This window comes from Streptomyces sp. NPDC051217, from assembly GCF_044455465.1.
GTDB lineage: Bacteria > Actinomycetota > Actinomycetes > Streptomycetales > Streptomycetaceae > Streptomyces.
In genome coordinates this window covers 36,723-52,240 of the sequence record NZ_JBITEV010000018.1, presented here as the reverse complement: position 1 = coordinate 52,240, position 15,518 = coordinate 36,723, and the positions used below count along the sequence as shown (strand labels likewise).

The following is a 15,518-nucleotide window of genomic DNA, read 5'->3' as shown; positions in this document are numbered from 1 at the left end:
GGGGCTCCGAAACGCCCGGCCGGCGCGGGAACGCCGCGGACACCCGTCCGCGCCCCCTCATCCAGCCTCAGGCCGACGCGGGAATCTCGCACCACGACAGCGGCACCGGCGAGACCCGGGGAGGCGGCTGCGGCGCGCCCCGCTACTTGTCGATGTCGCCGACGACGAAGAAGAGCGAGCCGAGGATCGCCACCATGTCGGCGACCAGGGTGCCCGGAAGCAGCTCGGTCAGCGCCTGGATGTTGTTGAAGGACGCCGAGCGCAGCTTCAGCCGGTAGGGGGTCTTCTCGCCCTTCGACACCAGGTAGTAGCCGTTGATGCCGAGCGGATTCTCGGTCCAGGCGTACGTGTGTCCCTCGGGCGCCTTGAGGACCTTGGGCAGCCGCTGGTTGATCGGCCCCGGCTCCAGATCGGCGATGCGGTCCAGGCACGCGTCCGCGAGGTCGAGGGAGTTGTGGGTCTGGCTCAGCAGGCACTCGAAGCGGGCCAGACAGTCGCCCTCCTCGCGCGTGACGACCTTCAGCGTGTCCTGGAGTTCGCCGTACGCGAGATACGGCTCGTCGCGGCGCAGGTCGAAGTCGACACCCGAGGCCCGCGCGATCGGCCCCGAAACCCCGTACGCGTGCACGGTCTTCGCCGTCAGGACCCCCACGCCACGGGTCCGGCCCCGGAAGATCTCGTTGCCGAGGACCAGCCTGTCGTAGACGTCCATCCGGGAACGGACCTCGGCGACCGCGTGCCTGGCACGGTCCAGCCAGCCCGCGGGCAGGTCCTCCTTGAGACCGCCGACCCGGTTGAACATGAAGTGCATCCGGCCGCCGGAGATCTCCTCCATGACGGCCTGGAGCTCCTCGCGCTCCCGGAAGGCGTGGAACACCGGGGTGATCCCGCCCAGTTCGAGAGGGTAGGAGCCGAGGAACATCAGATGGTTGAGCATCCGGTTCAGCTCGGCGAGCAGGGTCCGGGTCCAGACGGCGCGCTGCGGCACCTCCATGCCGAGCATGCGCTCGACGGCCATCACCACACCCAGCTCGTTGGCGAACGCCGACAGCCAGTCGTGGCGGTTGGCGAGCATGATGATCTGGCGGTAGTCGCGCGCCTCGAACAGCTTCTCGGCGCCCCGGTGCATATAGCCGATGACCGGCTCGACCTCCCGGATCACCTCGCCGTCGAGCACCAGACGCAGTCGGAGCACACCGTGCGTCGAGGGGTGCTGGGGCCCGATGTTGAGCACCATGTCCGTGCTCTCGGCCGCGCCGCCGATGCCGACCGTCGTGCGGGTGGTCTCCGTCATGCGGGCCAGTCTCTCAGAGCCGTGCCCACTGGAAGCATCAGCCAGCCGAAGTCCCCGAGGCCGCCCCGCGCGGTCAGTTCGGCGGCCTCGCCGGCGGTGGCGAGCGCGCGTACGTAGGAGGCGGGGTCGGCCGTGGCGAGAGAGAGCGGCGGGCGCTCACCGCTGACGCCGAGGCGGCGCAGGGCCTCGCGCTGGCTCAGTACGAAGGACCCCGCGCAGGACCCCGTGCCCTCGGCGCCCTTCGTTCCCGCCGAGCCGCCGGCCGCCGCGCACGCGTCGAGCGCCACATGGGCGGTGATGTCGCAGCTGCCGTCCGGCACCGGCCGTACCTCCCGGCCGTCCCGGAAGCCGGTCAGCGTTCCGAACAGCGGCCGGTCGCCCCGTACATGCGCGTAGTCGACGGCCACCGCGAGCCCCCGGTCCAGCGTTGCCACAGCCGCGGCCCATGCCTCGTCACGGGTGCGGCCGATCTCCGCCCGCGCGCCCGGCTCGGTCATCGGCCACCAGCGCGCCAGCCACTCCGCGTCCGGGCCCTCGACCGGGGCGCCGGGCCGCTCCGTACCGTCGGGGGCCACCAGGACGTACCGCACCGTCCCGTCGGGCCCGGTCTCGGCGACGTCCACCGGAATGTTGTCCAGCCACTCGTTGGCGAACAGCAGCCCCCGGACCCCGTCCGGCGGTCTGTCGGTCCACTCGACGCGCGGATCCGGCCGGGACGGGCGCGCGGCCCGTTCGACGGCGTACGGCCGCACGGCCAGCCCGTCCGGCACGGCGGCCAGGACCCCCGTCAGCAGTTCCCCTCGCCCCGCGCCCATGTCGACCAGGGCGATCTCGTCGGTCTCCAGCGCCTCGGCGGTCGCCACCAGAAGCCGCCCGACGGCAGCCGCGAAGAGCGGTGAGGCGTGCACGGAAGTGCGGAAGTGCCCGGCAGGCCCCTCAGTGCGCCGGTAGAAGCCCTCCGGGCCGTACAGCGCGCTCTCCATCGCCGCGGCCCATCCGCAGGCCTCCACGCCCCACGGAGCCCCCTCGGCCTCGTCGCGCTTACACGTCTCATCCGTCACGGGCCCAAGTCTCCACCTTGGGGAGTACGCGCAGGCCGACCGGATCGGCCCTCCGGTTGACCCTTCTACCTTTGTGGCTTCCCTACGCTGGGTTACGTGCAGCGTCTCTATGACTTTCTCCGTAGACACCCGACGGGCGTCGACAGCTTCTGGGCTGTGGTGCTCTTCGGGTTTTCCATGCTGTGGGTGGTCGCGGAGGCGGGTCCCGGCGCCGAGCCGGCGGCCGTGGCGGGGGTGATCGTTCTGCTGCTGTCGCTGACGGTCGCGCTGCGGCGTCGCGCTCCGGAGAAGATGCTGCTGCTCGTGGCCGGTCTGGGCGTGGTCCAGATGGTGACGGACGTGCGGCCCAACCCGGCGGACTTCGCCATGCTGGCGCTCATCTACACGGTCGCCGCACGAGGCGGCCCGCGCTGGGCCACCCAGCTGGGGCTGATCGGCGGCCTGGCCGCGGCGCCGCTGGCCCAGATCCGCTGGCCCGCGAGCGAGGAGAGTGCCGGCGGGCAGTTCTTCCTCACCGTCGTGCTGGCGGTGCCCTTCGCGCTCGCCTGGGTGCTCGGCGACTCCGTCCGCACCCGACGCGCGTACTTCGCCCAGCTGGAGGAGCGCGCCACCCGCCTGGAGAAGGAGCGGGAGGCACAGGCCAAGGTCGCCGTGGCCGCCGAGCGCGCGCGGATCGCCCGCGAGCTGCACGACGTCGTCGCGCACAACGTGTCGGTGATGGTCGTCCAGGCCGACGGCGCCGCCTATGTCCTGGACGCCGCGCCCGAGCAGGCCAGGCAGGCCCTGGAGACCATCTCGGGCACCGGGCGGCAGGCGCTGGCGGAGATGCGCCGGCTGCTCGGTGTGCTGCGGACCGGGGACGTCAAGGAGAGCGGCGAGTACGTGCCGCAGCCCGACGTCCAGCAGATAGAGGACCTGGTCGAGCAGGTGCGGTCGGCGGGGCTCACCGTGGACTTCAAGGTCGAGGGCACCCCCCGGTCGCTGCCCAGCGGGGTGGAGCTCACCGCGTACCGGATCGTGCAGGAAGCGCTGACTAACAGCCGCAAGCACGGCGGACCCGATGTGGGAGCCAGTGTCCGTCTGGTCTACTTCGACGACGGGCTGGGACTTCTGGTCGAGGACGACGGGCGCGGCGCGGGCCACGATCTGTACGTGGACGGTGGCGCGGACGGCCGGGGGCACGGCCTCATCGGGATGCGGGAGCGCGTCGGCATGGTCGGCGGCACGCTCGACGCGGGGCCGCGGCCGGGGGGCGGCTTCCGGATCAGCGCGCTGCTTCCGTTGAAGCCCGCGCACTGAAGCCCGCGCACCTGGACACCGACTTTGCCACCGACCGCCCGCCCCAACGGAGAAGGAACCCGCCGATGTCGATCCGCGTGATGCTCGTCGACGACCAGGTGCTGCTGCGCACCGGTTTTCGCATGGTGCTGGCCGCACAGCCGGACATGGAGGTCGTCGCGGAGGCGGGCGACGGCGCGGAGGCGATCGAGAATCTGCGTTCCGCCGCCGTGGACGTCGTCCTCATGGACGTACGCATGCCACGGCTGGACGGTGTGGAGGCGACCCGCCGTATCTGCGCGGAGCCCGGCGCGCCCAAGGTGCTCATCCTGACGACGTTCGACCTCGACGAGTACGCCTTCTCCGGTCTCAAGGCGGGCGCCAGCGGCTTCATGCTCAAGGACGTGCCGCCGTCCGAGCTGCTGAGCGCGATCCGCGCCGTGCACAGCGGCGACGCGGTCGTCGCGCCATCCACGACGCGGCGGCTGCTCGACCGCTTCTCGGCGATGCTGCCGAGCGGCCGGGAGAACAGCGCCGCCACCGGCGCGCTGGAGCGGCTGACCGGCCGCGAGCGCGAAGTCATGCTGCTGGTCGCCCAGGGTCTGTCGAACGGCGAGATCGCCGCCCGCCTGGTCCTCTCCGAGGCGACCGTGAAGACCCACGTCGGCCGCATCCTCACCAAGCTCGGTCTGCGCGACCGGGTGCAGGTCGTGGTGCTCGCGTACGAGTCGGGGCTGGTGCGCGCCGGAGGCGGCGCCGTCTGATGCTCCTGTGGGTCAACGGGCACGACGTACGCCACTTCGCGCTGCTCGCCGAGCGCGCGAGCGTCCTGAAAAGGCTCATGGAACGCGCGCCGCCGCCAGCTCCAGCGTGCGCTCGCGTGCCCGGTCGTCCACCAGCGGGGACGTCGCGCCCGTGTCGTAATGGCTCGCGCAGGAGATCTCCAGCACCGCCGCCACATACCGCTCGTCCGGCATTGTGTCGAGATCGTCCAGCTCCTCGGCCGGCGTCTCGTGGGGACAGGCCGGCAGCAGGATGTCCGAGCGGGTGGACCGCCACAGGAACTCCGCCTCGTGCAGCCGGTCGGCCGGCTCGGGCTTGAGCCCGGCCGATGTGGACGTGACCCAGCCGTGCAGCCGCGCCTGGTGGCCCGGCTCGGACAACGCGTGCAGGGCGGCGCCGAGTTCGGCGAGCGGCGACGGTCCGAAGACGATCCGCTCGTGGGGCAGCCCGGTGATGTCGATGGTTCACGCTCATGCACCCATGCCGCACGCCGCCACTGACAGCGCGGCGGACGATTGACGGCGCCCGTCAATCGGCGGGCCCGTTCCCCGCCTCCGCCTCAGCTGCCGCCTCCCCCTTCACGCGGGCCATGAACTCCCGTACGGCCTGCCGGACGTCGTCCGCCGTCCACTCCAGCCCGGCCTCCGCGACCGTCACCTCGGTCACGGAAACGCCCGGCGGGCCCGAACCGGAGTCGAACCAGCGGCGGAAGAGGGCCACACCGGTCTCCTCGGCCTGCCGCACGGCCGCCTCGTTCAGCACCTGGGCGTCGTACGGAAGCCAGACCTGGAACTGGTGGGTGTGCGGCTGCCTGGGGTGCACCCGGAACCACGGCGCGACGGGCACGGCTCCCGATGCGGCCGCCGTCCCCGACCCCGTTCCCCGCGCCGGCTGCGCGAACTCTTCCGCCAGCGCCGCCGCGACCACGCGCGCGTGGGCCACGTACGACGGCAGCCGTGGCAGTTCCCGCGCCAGTCCCAGCAGCGCGGACAGCGCCGCCGGATACTGCTGGAAGACCTGGCCTCCGTACCGATGCCGCCACACCCGCGCCTCCTCGACCAGCGTCGAAGACCCCACGAGCATCGCCCCGGACATCCCGCCGAGGGACTTGTAGAAGGACACGTACACGCTGTCCGCGAGCCCCGCGATCTCCTTCAGCGGTCGGCCGAAGTGCGTCGTGCTCTCCCACAGCCGCGCGCCGTCGAAGTGCACCACCGCGTCGCGCTCGCGCGCCGCCGCCACGACGGCGACGAGCTCGTCCCACGTCGGCAGGACGAATCCGGCGTCGCGCAGCGGCAGTTCCAGCATCAGCGTGCCGAACGGCTCGTCCGTGGCCCGGATCTCCTCGGCCGTGGGCAGCCGTGGCTCGGACGTCGGATGGATCGTCCGCAGACGGCTCACGACCGACAGGGCGCCGCCCTCGTGCACCTCCGGGTGCGCCATCGGATGCACGGCCACGGTCGCGTTGCCGGTGCGACCCGCCCAGGACCGTAGGGCCACCTGCTGCGCCATGGTGCCGGTCGGGAAGAACGCGGCGGCCGGGAAGCCGAGGAGGGCCGCCACCCGGCTCTCCAGCTCGGCGACGACCCCGTTCCCGTACACGTCCGCCCACTCGCCGAGGTCGTGGACCGACGACGCGTCGGCCGCCAGCGCGGCCAGCTGTTCACCGAGCGGCCGGTCGGCGTGGCTGCGCCAGAGGATTCGTCCGGAGGCGTGCCAGGCGGCCAGCCGCCGCCGTCGTTCGTCCTGCTCGCTCGTGTCTGCCATGGGGCGATCATCGTCCACGGGGCGCGGCACGCCCAGTGCTTTTTCCGGGGCCGCCCACACTCTGTGGAGTCGGGGAATGCCACGAAACGCTGGCGTAGCATGGCGAGAAATCGTCCGGTACCCGTCGCGGACTGGAACGGAAGGCCCCGCCGCGTGAACGCATCAGCAGTCCCCCTCGATCCCCGTGACCCGCGGGACAGGCCCGCCCGGCTCACGGTCGGAGTCGTCGGATCCGGGCGCGTCGGACCGGCGCTGGCAGCGGCTCTCCGGCTCGCCGGCCACCGCCCGGTCGCCGCGTCGGGCGTGTCCGACGCCTCCGTACGGAGGGCGGCCGTCCTGCTGCCCGAGGTGCCCCTCGTGACGCCCGCCGAAGTGCTCGCCCGCGCGGAGCTGGTGCTGCTGACCGTCCCGGACGACGCGCTGCCAGGTCTGGTCGAAGGGCTCGTCGAGACCGGAGCCGTCCGTCCGGGACAGCTGCTCGTCCACACGTCGGGGCGGTACGGCACGAAGGTGCTCCTCCCCGCGCTGCACGCGGGCGCGCTGCCGCTCGCGCTCCATCCCGCGATGACGTTCACGGGCACCTCCGTGGACGTCCAGCGGCTGGCGGGCTGTTCCTTCGGGGTCACCGCTCCCGACGAACTGCGGCTGGCCGCCGAGGCGTTGGTCATCGAGATGGGCGGCGAGCCCGAGTGGGTCGAGGAGGACGCCCGCCCGCTCTACCACGCGGCCCTGGCGCTCGGTGCGAACCATCTGGTCACGCTCGTCGCCCAGGCCATGGAGCTGCTGAGCAAGGCGGGTGTCGAGGCGCCGGACAGGATGCTCGGCCCGCTTCTCGGTGCCGCCCTCGACAACGCGCTGCGCTCCGGCGACGCGGCGCTCACCGGCCCCGTGGCGCGCGGCGACGCGGGCACGGTCGCCGCGCACGTCGCCGAGCTGCGCGAGCACGCGCCCGCCGCCGTGCCCGGCTATCTGGCGATGGCCCGTACGACGGCCGACCGGGCGCTCGCCCACGGCCTGCTCAAGCCGGAGCTGGCCGAGGACCTGCTGGACGTCCTCGCCGACGGTGACCGCCGGCCGGGGAGCGACCGATGAGCCTCGAACTGGCCTCCACGCGCGCGGAGCTGGACGGACTGCTCGCCCGGCACGGCAGCGCGCGGGCAGCCGCACGGGAGCAGGCAGCCCCGCGGGAGGGAGCCTCTTCCCCCCGTACCGCCGTCGTCATGACCATGGGCGCCCTCCACGACGGCCACGCCGCGCTGGTACGCGCCGCCCGCCGGCACGTCGGCCCGGCCGGCTTCGTCGTCGTCACCGTCTTCGTGAACCCGCTCCAGTTCGGCGCGAACGAAGACCTGGACCGCTATCCCCGGACCCTCGAATCGGACCTGAAGACGGCCGAGGCGGCAGGCGCCGACGCCGTGTTCGCGCCGTCCGTCGACGAGGTGTACCCGGGCGGCACGCCCCAGGTACGGATCTCCGCCGGGCCCATGGGGGAGCGCCTCGAAGGCGCCGTACGGCCGGGGCACTTCGACGGCATGCTCACCGTCGTCGCGAAACTGCTGCACCTCACCCGCCCCGACGTCGCCTTCTACGGACAGAAGGACGCCCAGCAGCTCGCGCTGATCCGGCGGATGGCCCGCGACCTGAACTTCCCGGTGGAGATCGTCGGCGTGCCGACGGTCCGCGAGGACGACGGTCTCGCGCTCTCCAGCCGTAACCGTTACCTCTCCGCCGCCGAGCGCCGGACCGCGCTCGCGCTCTCCCGCGCGCTCTTCGCCGCGAGCGACCGCCTCGGCGCCCAGCACGCGCTGCGCGCCCGCGCGGATTCCGCGCCCACGTCCAGGGGCCGCGCGGCGGCCCTCTCCGCGCTCGGCGAGGCCCGAGCCGCCGCCGACAGCCACGCCGTGGCCCACGCGGCGTCCCGTACACCGCGGACGCGGGCCTGTGGTGCGCACGCCGTGCGGTCGGCGGCCCGCGTCGTCCTCGACCAGGCGGTCAGGGACAGCGACTCCTTCACCCTCGACTACCTCGCCCTCGTGAACCCCGCGGACTTCACCGAGGTCCCGGACGACTACACCGGCGACGCGATCCTCGCCGTGGCCGCGCGGGTCGGCGCGACGCGGCTGATCGACAACATCCCCCTGACGTTCGGAGCTTCCCAGTGACCGCCGAGTCCGTACGGGAGCCGAGGCCCGCCCGCCCGGCCGGCATCCAGCTCACCGCGCCCGTGCCCGGCTGGGCCGTCGACGCCGACGTGGTCGTGGTCGGCTCCGGTGTCGCCGGGCTCACCGCGGCCCTGCGCTGCACGGCGGCCGGGCTCAGGACGGTCGTCGTCACCAAGGCCCGACTCGACGACGGCTCCACCCGCTGGGCGCAGGGCGGCATCGCCGCCGCCCTCGGTGAGGGCGACACCCCCGAGCAGCATCTGAGCGACACGCTCGTCGCGGGCGTCGGTCTCTGCGACGAGGAGGCCGTACGCACCCTGGTCACCGAAGGGCCCGACGCCGTGCGCCGGCTGATCGGGACGGGCGCGCGGTTCGACACGTCGGCGGCAGGCGATCTCCAGCTGACCCGCGAGGGCGGCCACCACCGCCGCCGTATCGCCCACGCGGGAGGCGACGCGACCGGCGCGGAGATCTCCCGCGCCCTGGTCGACGCGGTGCGCGACGCGTCTCTCCGTACGGTCGAGAACGCGCTGGTCCTCGACCTTCTTACGGATGAGCACGGCAACACCTCCGGCGTCACCCTCCATGTGATGGGCGAGGGCCAGCACGACGGTGTCGGCGCCGTCCGCGCCCCCGCCGTCGTCCTGGCCACCGGAGGCATGGGCCAGGTCTTCTCGGCGACGACCAACCCCGCCGTCTCCACCGGCGACGGGGTGGCCCTCGCGCTGCGGGCCGGGGCGGAGGTCTCCGACCTCGAATTCGTGCAGTTCCACCCGACGGTGCTCTTCCTCGGCGCCGGATCGGAGGGCCAGCAGCCGCTGGTGTCCGAGGCGGTACGGGGCGAGGGCGCGCATCTCGTGGACGCGGACGGTGTCCGCTTCATGCTCGACCAGCACGAACTGGCCGAGCTGGCGCCCCGTGACATCGTCGCCAAGGGCATCATGCGCCGCATGCGGGAGCAGGGCGCCGAGAACATGTATCTGGACGCCAGGCACTTCGGCGCCGAGATGTGGGCGACCCGCTTCCCCACGATCCTCGCCGCCTGCCGGTCCCACGGCATCGACCCGGTCACCGAGCCGATCCCGGTCGCGCCCGCCGCGCACTACGCGTCCGGCGGCGTCCGCACGGACCTGCGCGGCCGTACGACCGTGCCGGGCCTCTACGCCTGCGGCGAGGTGGCCTGCACGGGCGTCCACGGCGCCAACCGGCTGGCTTCCAACTCCCTCCTCGAAGGTCTCGTGTTCGCCGAGCGCATCGCGGCGGACATCGCCGCGGTCGCGGCGGCCCCCCGCCCCGCGCCGCCCACCACGCCACCCGCCGACCGGCCCGCCCCCGCAGCCCTCCTGCCGCTCATCGCCCCCGAGGCGCGCCTGAGGATTCAGCGGATCATGTCCGAGGGCGCGGGGGTCCTCAGGTCCGCGAGGAGCCTGGGTGTGGCAGCCGAGGCCCTGGAGGCCGTGTTCCAGGACGCCCCGCGTCCGACGGACCCGAGCGACCCGGCCGACCCGGCGAACCCCGGCAAACCCGCTCAGCCGGGCGTCGAGTCCTGGGAGACCTCCAACCTCCTCTGCGTCGCGCGCGTCCTCGTGGCGGCTGCCCTGGAGCGCGAGGAGACCCGCGGCTGCCACTGGCGCGAGGACTTCCCCGAGCGGGACGAAACCGACTGGCGCCGCCACCTCGTCGTACGCCTCGGCACGGGCCGTGCCTTGGAGCTGAGCCGGACCGACACCCCCGCATTTCCCGCCGTAACCCCCGTAGATCTCTCCGTCCCCAGGGAGCCGTCACCGTGAGCACGCCCGAAGACAGTCCGCGCCCCGAGGCCGTGGACGTACCGCTCATCCAGATCGGCGCCCCGGCGTCCGCCGCGGGGGGGTGTGGCGACGGCTGCGGCTGTTCGGACGGTGAGGACTCCCTGGAATGCGGTCTGGACCCCGCGCTCGCCGAGCTGCTGGCCGAGGCCGGACTCGACCCGGTCCAGGTCGAGGACATCGCCCACGTCGCCATCGGTGAGGATCTCGACCACGGCCTGGACGTGACGAGCGTGGCGACCGTCCCCGCCGACGCCGTGGCCACCGGCGACTTCACGGCCCGCACGAGCGGCACGGTCGCCGGACTGCGTGTCGCCGAGGCCGTCCTGTCCATCGTCTGTACCGAGGACTTCGAGGTGGAGCGGCACGTCGAGGACGGCGCCCGCGTCGAAGCCGGCGACAAGCTCCTCAGCGTCACCACCCGCACCCGTGACCTGCTGACCGGGGAGCGCAGCGCGCTCAACCTCCTGTGCAGGCTCTCCGGTATCGCGACCGCCACGCGCGCGTGGGCCGACGCCCTCGAAGGCACCGGCGCGAAGGTGCGCGACACCCGTAAGACGACGCCGGGCCTTCGCGCCCTGGAGAAGTACGCCGTGCGCTGCGGCGGCGGTGTCAACCACCGGATGTCGCTCTCCGACGCCGCGCTCGTCAAGGACAACCACGTGGTCGCTGCCGGCGGGGTCGCCGAGGCGTTCAAGGCCGTACGGGACCGGTTCCCCGACCTGGCGATCGAGGTGGAGACCGACACGCTGGAGCAGGTCCGCGAGGTCCTCGACGCGGGGGCCGACCTGATCCTGCTGGACAACTTCACCCCGGCGCGGACCGCGGAGGCCGTCGCACTCGTCGCCGGCCGGGCACTGCTGGAATCGTCCGGCACGCTCTCCCTGGAGAACGCACGCGCGTACGCCGAGACCGGCGTCGACTATCTCGCCGTCGGCGCCCTCACGCACTCCGCCCCGATCCTCGACATCGGTCTCGACCTGCGTGAGGCGGCGCTCTGATGCTGCTCACCATCGACGTCGGCAACACCCACACCGTGCTCGGTCTGTTCGACGGCGAGGAGATCGTCGAGCACTGGCGGGTGTCCACCGACGCGCGCCGTACGGCCGACGAACTGGCCGTCCTCCTTCAGGGACTGATGGGGATGCACCCGCTGCTCGGCGACGAGCTGGGCGACGGCATCGAGGGCATCGCCATCTGCTCCACCGTGCCGTCCGTCCTGCACGAGCTGCGCGAGGTGACCCGCCGCTACTACGGAGACGTGCCCGCCGTCCTCGTCGAGCCGGGCATCAAGACCGGCGTGCCGATCCTGGTGGACAACCCGAAGGAGGTCGGCGCCGACCGGATCATCAACTCGGTCGCCGCCGTCGAGCTGTACGGCGGTCCCGCGATCGTCGTGGACTTCGGCACCGCCACGACGTTCGACGCGGTCAGCGCGCGGGGGGAGTACACGGGCGGGGTCATCGCGCCCGGCATCGAGATCTCCGTCGAGGCGCTCGGCATAAGGGGCGCCCAGCTGCGCAAGATCGAGCTGGCGAGGCCGCGCAGCGTCATCGGCAAGAACACGGTCGAGGCGATGCAGTCGGGCATCGTGTACGGGTTCGCCGGCCAGGTCGACGGGGTCGTGACCCGGATGGCGCGCGAGCTGGCCGAGGACCCGGGCGAGGTCACCGTGATCGCGACGGGCGGTCTGGCGCCGATCATCCTCGGCGAGGCGACGGTGATCGACGAGCACGAGCCGTGGCTGACGCTGATCGGGCTGCGACTGGTGTACGAGCGCAACGTGTCGCGCATGTAGCTCGCGGCCGGTTCGTCATCGGCCGCCGGCGGCCCGCGAGGAGCCCGTCCGGCGGTGTAGGACGCGTGAGATCCCGGCGCGCCGCAGCTGTCGCGTTTAGACGATTTTGTGCGATTCGTGAGTATCGTCACCCCATGCCCACGCCCTACGGATCCCGCGGCGGCATGGCGTTCGGCGCAGACGAATTGCGTGTGCTCCGAGGCGCCCTCGCCGTCGCCCTCCACCCCGCTCCCCTTCCCGACGAGGACGTCCAGGCCTGCCTGCGGCTCGCCGAGTCCGTGGACGAGGCGGTCCGCGAGGCCGGCCGGCTGCGCGCGTTCCTCCTTGCCGATCTCGCGCGCTACCGTGCCGCGCTTCCCGGCTCGGCCGTCGGCTATCTGGAGCTCCTCCAGGACGCTCTGGCGGCCGGGTACGACCCACGCCCGGAGGACCTCATGGCTCTGCGCACCCTGCGCGCCGCACCCCTCGCCGCCGCGCTGCTCGACCACTGTCAACGGGCCGCCGAGAACTCCGTACGGGCCCGTCTCGCCGGCCGGTCTCCCGCCGCCCCCGCGCCCCGCGCCCGGCTGCTCGCGCTCCAGGGCGGCCGTGCCGCGGCCGACGACCCGCAGCGGCCCAAGGAGGAGCCCGGCAAGGCTCCTGGAAAGGCGCCGGGGAAGCAGCCCACGCCGCCGCGCCGCCCGACGGCCCCCGGGCGCCCCTCCACCGAGCGCCCGATGCCCAAGCCGTCCGAGGTCTTCCCGCCACGCCGTAAGCCCACGCCCCCACCGGAGCGGCGGGTCGCCGGATAGCTACTCTGGGGCCATGGACTACGTATCCGCTCTCCTGCCTCCCGTGGTGATGGCCGCCTTCTTCATCGGCCTGGTCGTGACGATCGTCAAGAGCCAGGGCGGCGACAACAAGTCGAAGGAGGACGCGGTCGTGGACGCGGCGATCGCCCGCGCGGAGGCCGTGGAGCAGCAGGGCGGGCCGTCCGGCGCCTGACGGCGTCACGGCCGTGGATCAGGACGTACGACTGCCGTGAAGTCGTACGTCCTTTTGTAATGTCAATAACCGACCATTCGGACATCTCGCACTATGGTGACGATGTGCCCCGCCAATTGGGAGACCTGGAAGACGCCGTCATGAGCCGCGTCTGGGAATGGAACCGTCCGGTCACCGTCCGGGAAGTCCTGGAAGACCTTCAGCGGGAACGGTCCATCGCCTACACGACCGTCATGACCGTAATGGACAATCTCCATCAGAAGGGCTGGGTACGCAGGGAAGTCGACGGCCGCGCCTATAGATATATGGCGGTGTCCACCCGCGCCGCCTACGCGGCCGCGCTGATGAACGAAGCCTGGTCGAAGAGCGACAACCCGGCGGCCGCTCTTGTCGCCTTCTTCGGGATGATGTCGCCGGCGCAGCGCGAAGCCCTGGAGGACGCGGTCCGGATGGTGAGCGGCGACCGGCCGGAAGCCGCGGACGAAGGCGCGTCCGAGGCGGCGCCGGAAGGCCCGCCGGAAGCATCGCGGGAAGCGAGCGCCGAAGTACCGGGCGAAGTACCGCCCGAAGTCGGGCCCGAAGTGGGCCGCGAAGTCCCCGCCGAGGGCGCCGACCGAGAGCATCCCGCCGGGCGATAGCGTCCAGCTCATGTCCTCCGAGCCTCGAGAAGTCGATGTAAATGCCATCACCGTCCGGCGGGCCAGGACGAGCGATGTGTCCGCGGTCCGTCGTCTCCTCGACCCGTACGTGAGTGATGGCATCCTGCTCGACAAAGCGACGGTGACGCTTTACGAGGACATCCAGGAGTTCTGGGTCGCCGAACGCGACGACGACGCGAGCGTCGTCGGATGCGGCGCACTCCATGTCATGTGGGAAGACCTCGCCGAAGTGCGCACACTCGCGGTGGATCCCCGCTTCCGGGGTGCCGGCATCGGACGGCATGTGCTCGACAAGTTGTTGCGGACGGCTCGGTGGCTCGGGGTGCGGCGCGTATTCTGTCTGACCTTCGAAGTCGACTTCTTCATCAAGCACGGCTTCGTGGAGATCGGTGAGACTCCTGTCGACGGAGATGTCTACAGTGAGCTGCTGCGTTCCTATGACGAGGGAGTCGCCGAGTTCCTCGGTCTCGAACGGGTGAAGCCGAACACCTTGGGTAACAGCCGGATGCTTCTGCACCTGTGAGCGGCGGAAGAACCCGGAACCCTATGTCCGAATCGCGCACGTTTCCCGTGTTCTTGTGCTACTGAACCTCTGCCGGGGGTTTGTGTTTTCCTGAGAAAAGCGGTTTCCTTTCGGCGTACTGCATTTTCGATGAAAGGAAAACCGGTGGCACAGAAGGTTCAGGTCCTTCTTGTTGACGACCTCGACGGTGGCGAGGCGGACGAGACCGTCACGTTCGCGCTGGACGGCAAGACCTACGAGATCGACCTCACGAACGCGAATGCGGACAAGCTTCGTGGGCTCCTCGACCCGTACACCAAGAGTGGCCGTCGTACCGGTGGCCGCGCCGCCGGTGGCCGTGGCAAGGGCCGCGCCGCCGCGGGTGGGAACAAGGACACCGCGGAAATTCGCAAGTGGGCCAAGGAGAACGGCTACAGCGTCAACGATCGAGGTCGCGTTCCGGCCGAGATCCGCGAAGCCTACGAGAAGGCCAACGGCTGAGATTTCGTACCTGTCGATTCTCCACGAAGCAATCGGGCCCGGTGGCACTCCGTCGCCGCCGTGTCCACGAGTCGAACGAGATCGGGGACACCCCCACCCCTGTCCCCGAGTCCGGCACTGCCTCCGGGTCCGTGTCCGAAATGAGTGAGAGCCGGCAGCGTCGGCTCCACCTCGCGTCCAGGCTCGGGGGGCCGCAGCCATACGGCGGCCCCCTGCTCCGCCCCCGGCCGCCCGCTTCCCGCCCCGCCACCGCCTCGTCGCGCGGCCCCCGTCGGACCCCTGGGCCCCTGAGGGCCTCTTGGCCCCGTCGCCCCTCCGGGCGGCTCCGGAGCGGTCATCCGGCCGTCGGTGCCGGTCGCGGTCAGATCGAGCGCGATGCCGCCCCATTCCAGCCAGTCGAGCAGCCCCGGCAGTTCGTCGGCGCTCCCCGCGGCCACCAGCAGCCGCATCCGGCCCGCCGCGCGCGCCACCGGCCCGGTCCCGGCCGCGTCGATGCGCCGCAGTACCGCCGCGCCCGCGTCGGCGGGCAGCTCCAGAACGTCGAAGCGCAGCCCGGTCAGCAGGGCGACGGGCGGCCCCGGCACCGTGGCCCAGCCCAGCTTCCGCTCGTACCAGAGGGCGCTGCCGACTTTGGCCGGCAGCGGCACGCGGGGGGACGGAACGGGGAGAGCCATGGTCGGACCAACTCCCCGCCCTGGCATTGAGTTACGCAGAGTCGACACATGCTTGCTCTATGTGTTCACCATGGGGGCGTGCGGAAGCATTCGGGAGTGCAAGGGTGTTCGCCCGTAGCGGAGCGAACGGGGGTGCGCCGCATGGAGTGTCAGTGCTTACGGGTAAGACATTCCTAGTGGGAAGGGGCGACACGCGGTCCTGGACGTCTCACGTTCGCCATCGGCGTACCGATAGCGGGGGTATCTG

Annotated in this window: 16 protein-coding genes and 1 pseudogene; 12 read left to right on the top strand and 5 right to left on the bottom strand. The window is 71.9% G+C overall.

Annotated elements, in window-relative coordinates:
• Positions 1–142: 142 nt before the first annotated feature.
• A complete protein-coding gene (locus tag ACIBBB_RS30970; RefSeq protein ID WP_398987852.1) occupies positions 143–1,294 on the bottom strand; it encodes an NADH-quinone oxidoreductase subunit D in 1,152 nt (383 codons plus the stop codon).
• On the bottom strand, positions 1,291–2,277 hold the full coding sequence (locus ACIBBB_RS30965) for an SAM-dependent methyltransferase (RefSeq protein WP_398988020.1): 987 nt from the start codon (positions 2,275–2,277) through the stop codon (positions 1,291–1,293). The genes ACIBBB_RS30970 and ACIBBB_RS30965 overlap by 4 nt, the downstream gene beginning before the upstream one ends.
• Before the next feature lie 174 nt (positions 2,278–2,451).
• Between ACIBBB_RS30965 and ACIBBB_RS30960 the strand changes: the two genes are divergently transcribed.
• Complete coding sequence (locus tag ACIBBB_RS30960) at positions 2,452–3,654, top strand: sensor histidine kinase (protein ID WP_398987850.1); 1,203 nt, start codon at positions 2,452–2,454, stop codon at positions 3,652–3,654.
• 65 nt (positions 3,655–3,719) lie between these two features.
• On the top strand, positions 3,720–4,397 hold the full coding sequence (locus ACIBBB_RS30955; RefSeq protein WP_398987848.1) for a response regulator: 678 nt from the start codon (positions 3,720–3,722) through the stop codon (positions 4,395–4,397).
• A gap of 78 nt (positions 4,398–4,475) precedes the next feature.
• On the opposite strand, the pseudogene ACIBBB_RS30950 reads toward ACIBBB_RS30955, so the two are convergent.
• A pseudogene (locus ACIBBB_RS30950) lies at positions 4,476–4,877 on the bottom strand (DUF5937 family protein); the annotation flags it as partial.
• A gap of 67 nt (positions 4,878–4,944) precedes the next feature.
• The gene (locus ACIBBB_RS30945; RefSeq protein WP_398987846.1) at positions 4,945–6,183 is read right to left on the bottom strand and encodes a threonine aldolase family protein; all 1,239 of its coding nucleotides are present in this window, start codon (positions 6,181–6,183) and stop codon (positions 4,945–4,947) included.
• 153 nt (positions 6,184–6,336) lie between these two features.
• On the opposite strand from ACIBBB_RS30945, the gene ACIBBB_RS30940 reads away from it, so the two are divergent.
• The 10 genes from ACIBBB_RS30940 to ACIBBB_RS30895 all read left to right on the top strand — a co-directional run bounded on the left by ACIBBB_RS30940 (position 6,337) and on the right by ACIBBB_RS30895 (position 14,597).
• Positions 6,337–7,275 (top strand): Rossmann-like and DUF2520 domain-containing protein, encoded by a 939-nt coding sequence (locus ACIBBB_RS30940; protein ID WP_398987844.1) that lies wholly within the window; start codon positions 6,337–6,339, stop codon positions 7,273–7,275.
• Entirely contained in the window at positions 7,272–8,345 is a 1,074-nt protein-coding gene (gene panC / locus ACIBBB_RS30935; protein ID WP_398987842.1) for a pantoate--beta-alanine ligase, read from the top strand. The genes ACIBBB_RS30940 and panC overlap by 4 nt, the downstream gene beginning before the upstream one ends.
• Positions 8,342–10,135 carry an L-aspartate oxidase gene (locus ACIBBB_RS30930; RefSeq protein ID WP_398987840.1) on the top strand — a complete coding sequence of 598 codons (1,794 nt, stop codon included), beginning with the start codon at positions 8,342–8,344 and terminating at the stop codon, positions 10,133–10,135. Before panC ends, ACIBBB_RS30930 begins: the two co-directional genes overlap by 4 nt.
• On the top strand, positions 10,132–11,154 hold the full coding sequence (gene nadC, locus ACIBBB_RS30925; RefSeq protein ID WP_398987838.1) for a carboxylating nicotinate-nucleotide diphosphorylase: 1,023 nt from the start codon (positions 10,132–10,134) through the stop codon (positions 11,152–11,154). Before ACIBBB_RS30930 ends, nadC begins: the two co-directional genes overlap by 4 nt.
• On the top strand, positions 11,154–11,951 hold the full coding sequence (locus ACIBBB_RS30920) for a type III pantothenate kinase (RefSeq protein ID WP_398987836.1): 798 nt from the start codon (positions 11,154–11,156) through the stop codon (positions 11,949–11,951). Before nadC ends, ACIBBB_RS30920 begins: the two co-directional genes overlap by 1 nt.
• Positions 11,952–12,115: 164 nt before the next feature.
• Complete coding sequence (locus ACIBBB_RS30915) at positions 12,116–12,742, top strand: hypothetical protein (RefSeq protein ID WP_398988018.1); 627 nt, start codon at positions 12,116–12,118, stop codon at positions 12,740–12,742.
• 13 nt (positions 12,743–12,755) lie between these two features.
• Complete coding sequence (locus tag ACIBBB_RS30910; RefSeq protein ID WP_398987834.1) at positions 12,756–12,935, top strand: hypothetical protein; 180 nt, start codon at positions 12,756–12,758, stop codon at positions 12,933–12,935.
• Between the two features lie 140 nt (positions 12,936–13,075).
• On the top strand, positions 13,076–13,573 hold the full coding sequence (locus tag ACIBBB_RS30905) for a BlaI/MecI/CopY family transcriptional regulator (RefSeq protein ID WP_398988016.1): 498 nt from the start codon (positions 13,076–13,078) through the stop codon (positions 13,571–13,573).
• Positions 13,574–13,583: 10 nt separating this feature from the next.
• On the top strand, positions 13,584–14,117 hold the full coding sequence (locus ACIBBB_RS30900; RefSeq protein WP_398987832.1) for an amino-acid N-acetyltransferase: 534 nt from the start codon (positions 13,584–13,586) through the stop codon (positions 14,115–14,117).
• Between the two features lie 144 nt (positions 14,118–14,261).
• A complete protein-coding gene (locus ACIBBB_RS30895; protein WP_023539576.1) occupies positions 14,262–14,597 on the top strand; it encodes an Lsr2 family protein in 336 nt (111 codons plus the stop codon).
• Here the strand turns inward: ACIBBB_RS30895 and ACIBBB_RS30890 are convergent.
• Positions 14,576–15,271 (bottom strand): SCO3374 family protein, encoded by a 696-nt coding sequence (locus tag ACIBBB_RS30890; protein ID WP_398987830.1) that lies wholly within the window; start codon positions 15,269–15,271, stop codon positions 14,576–14,578. The genes ACIBBB_RS30895 and ACIBBB_RS30890 overlap by 22 nt on opposite strands.
• Positions 15,272–15,518 lie beyond the last annotated feature (247 nt).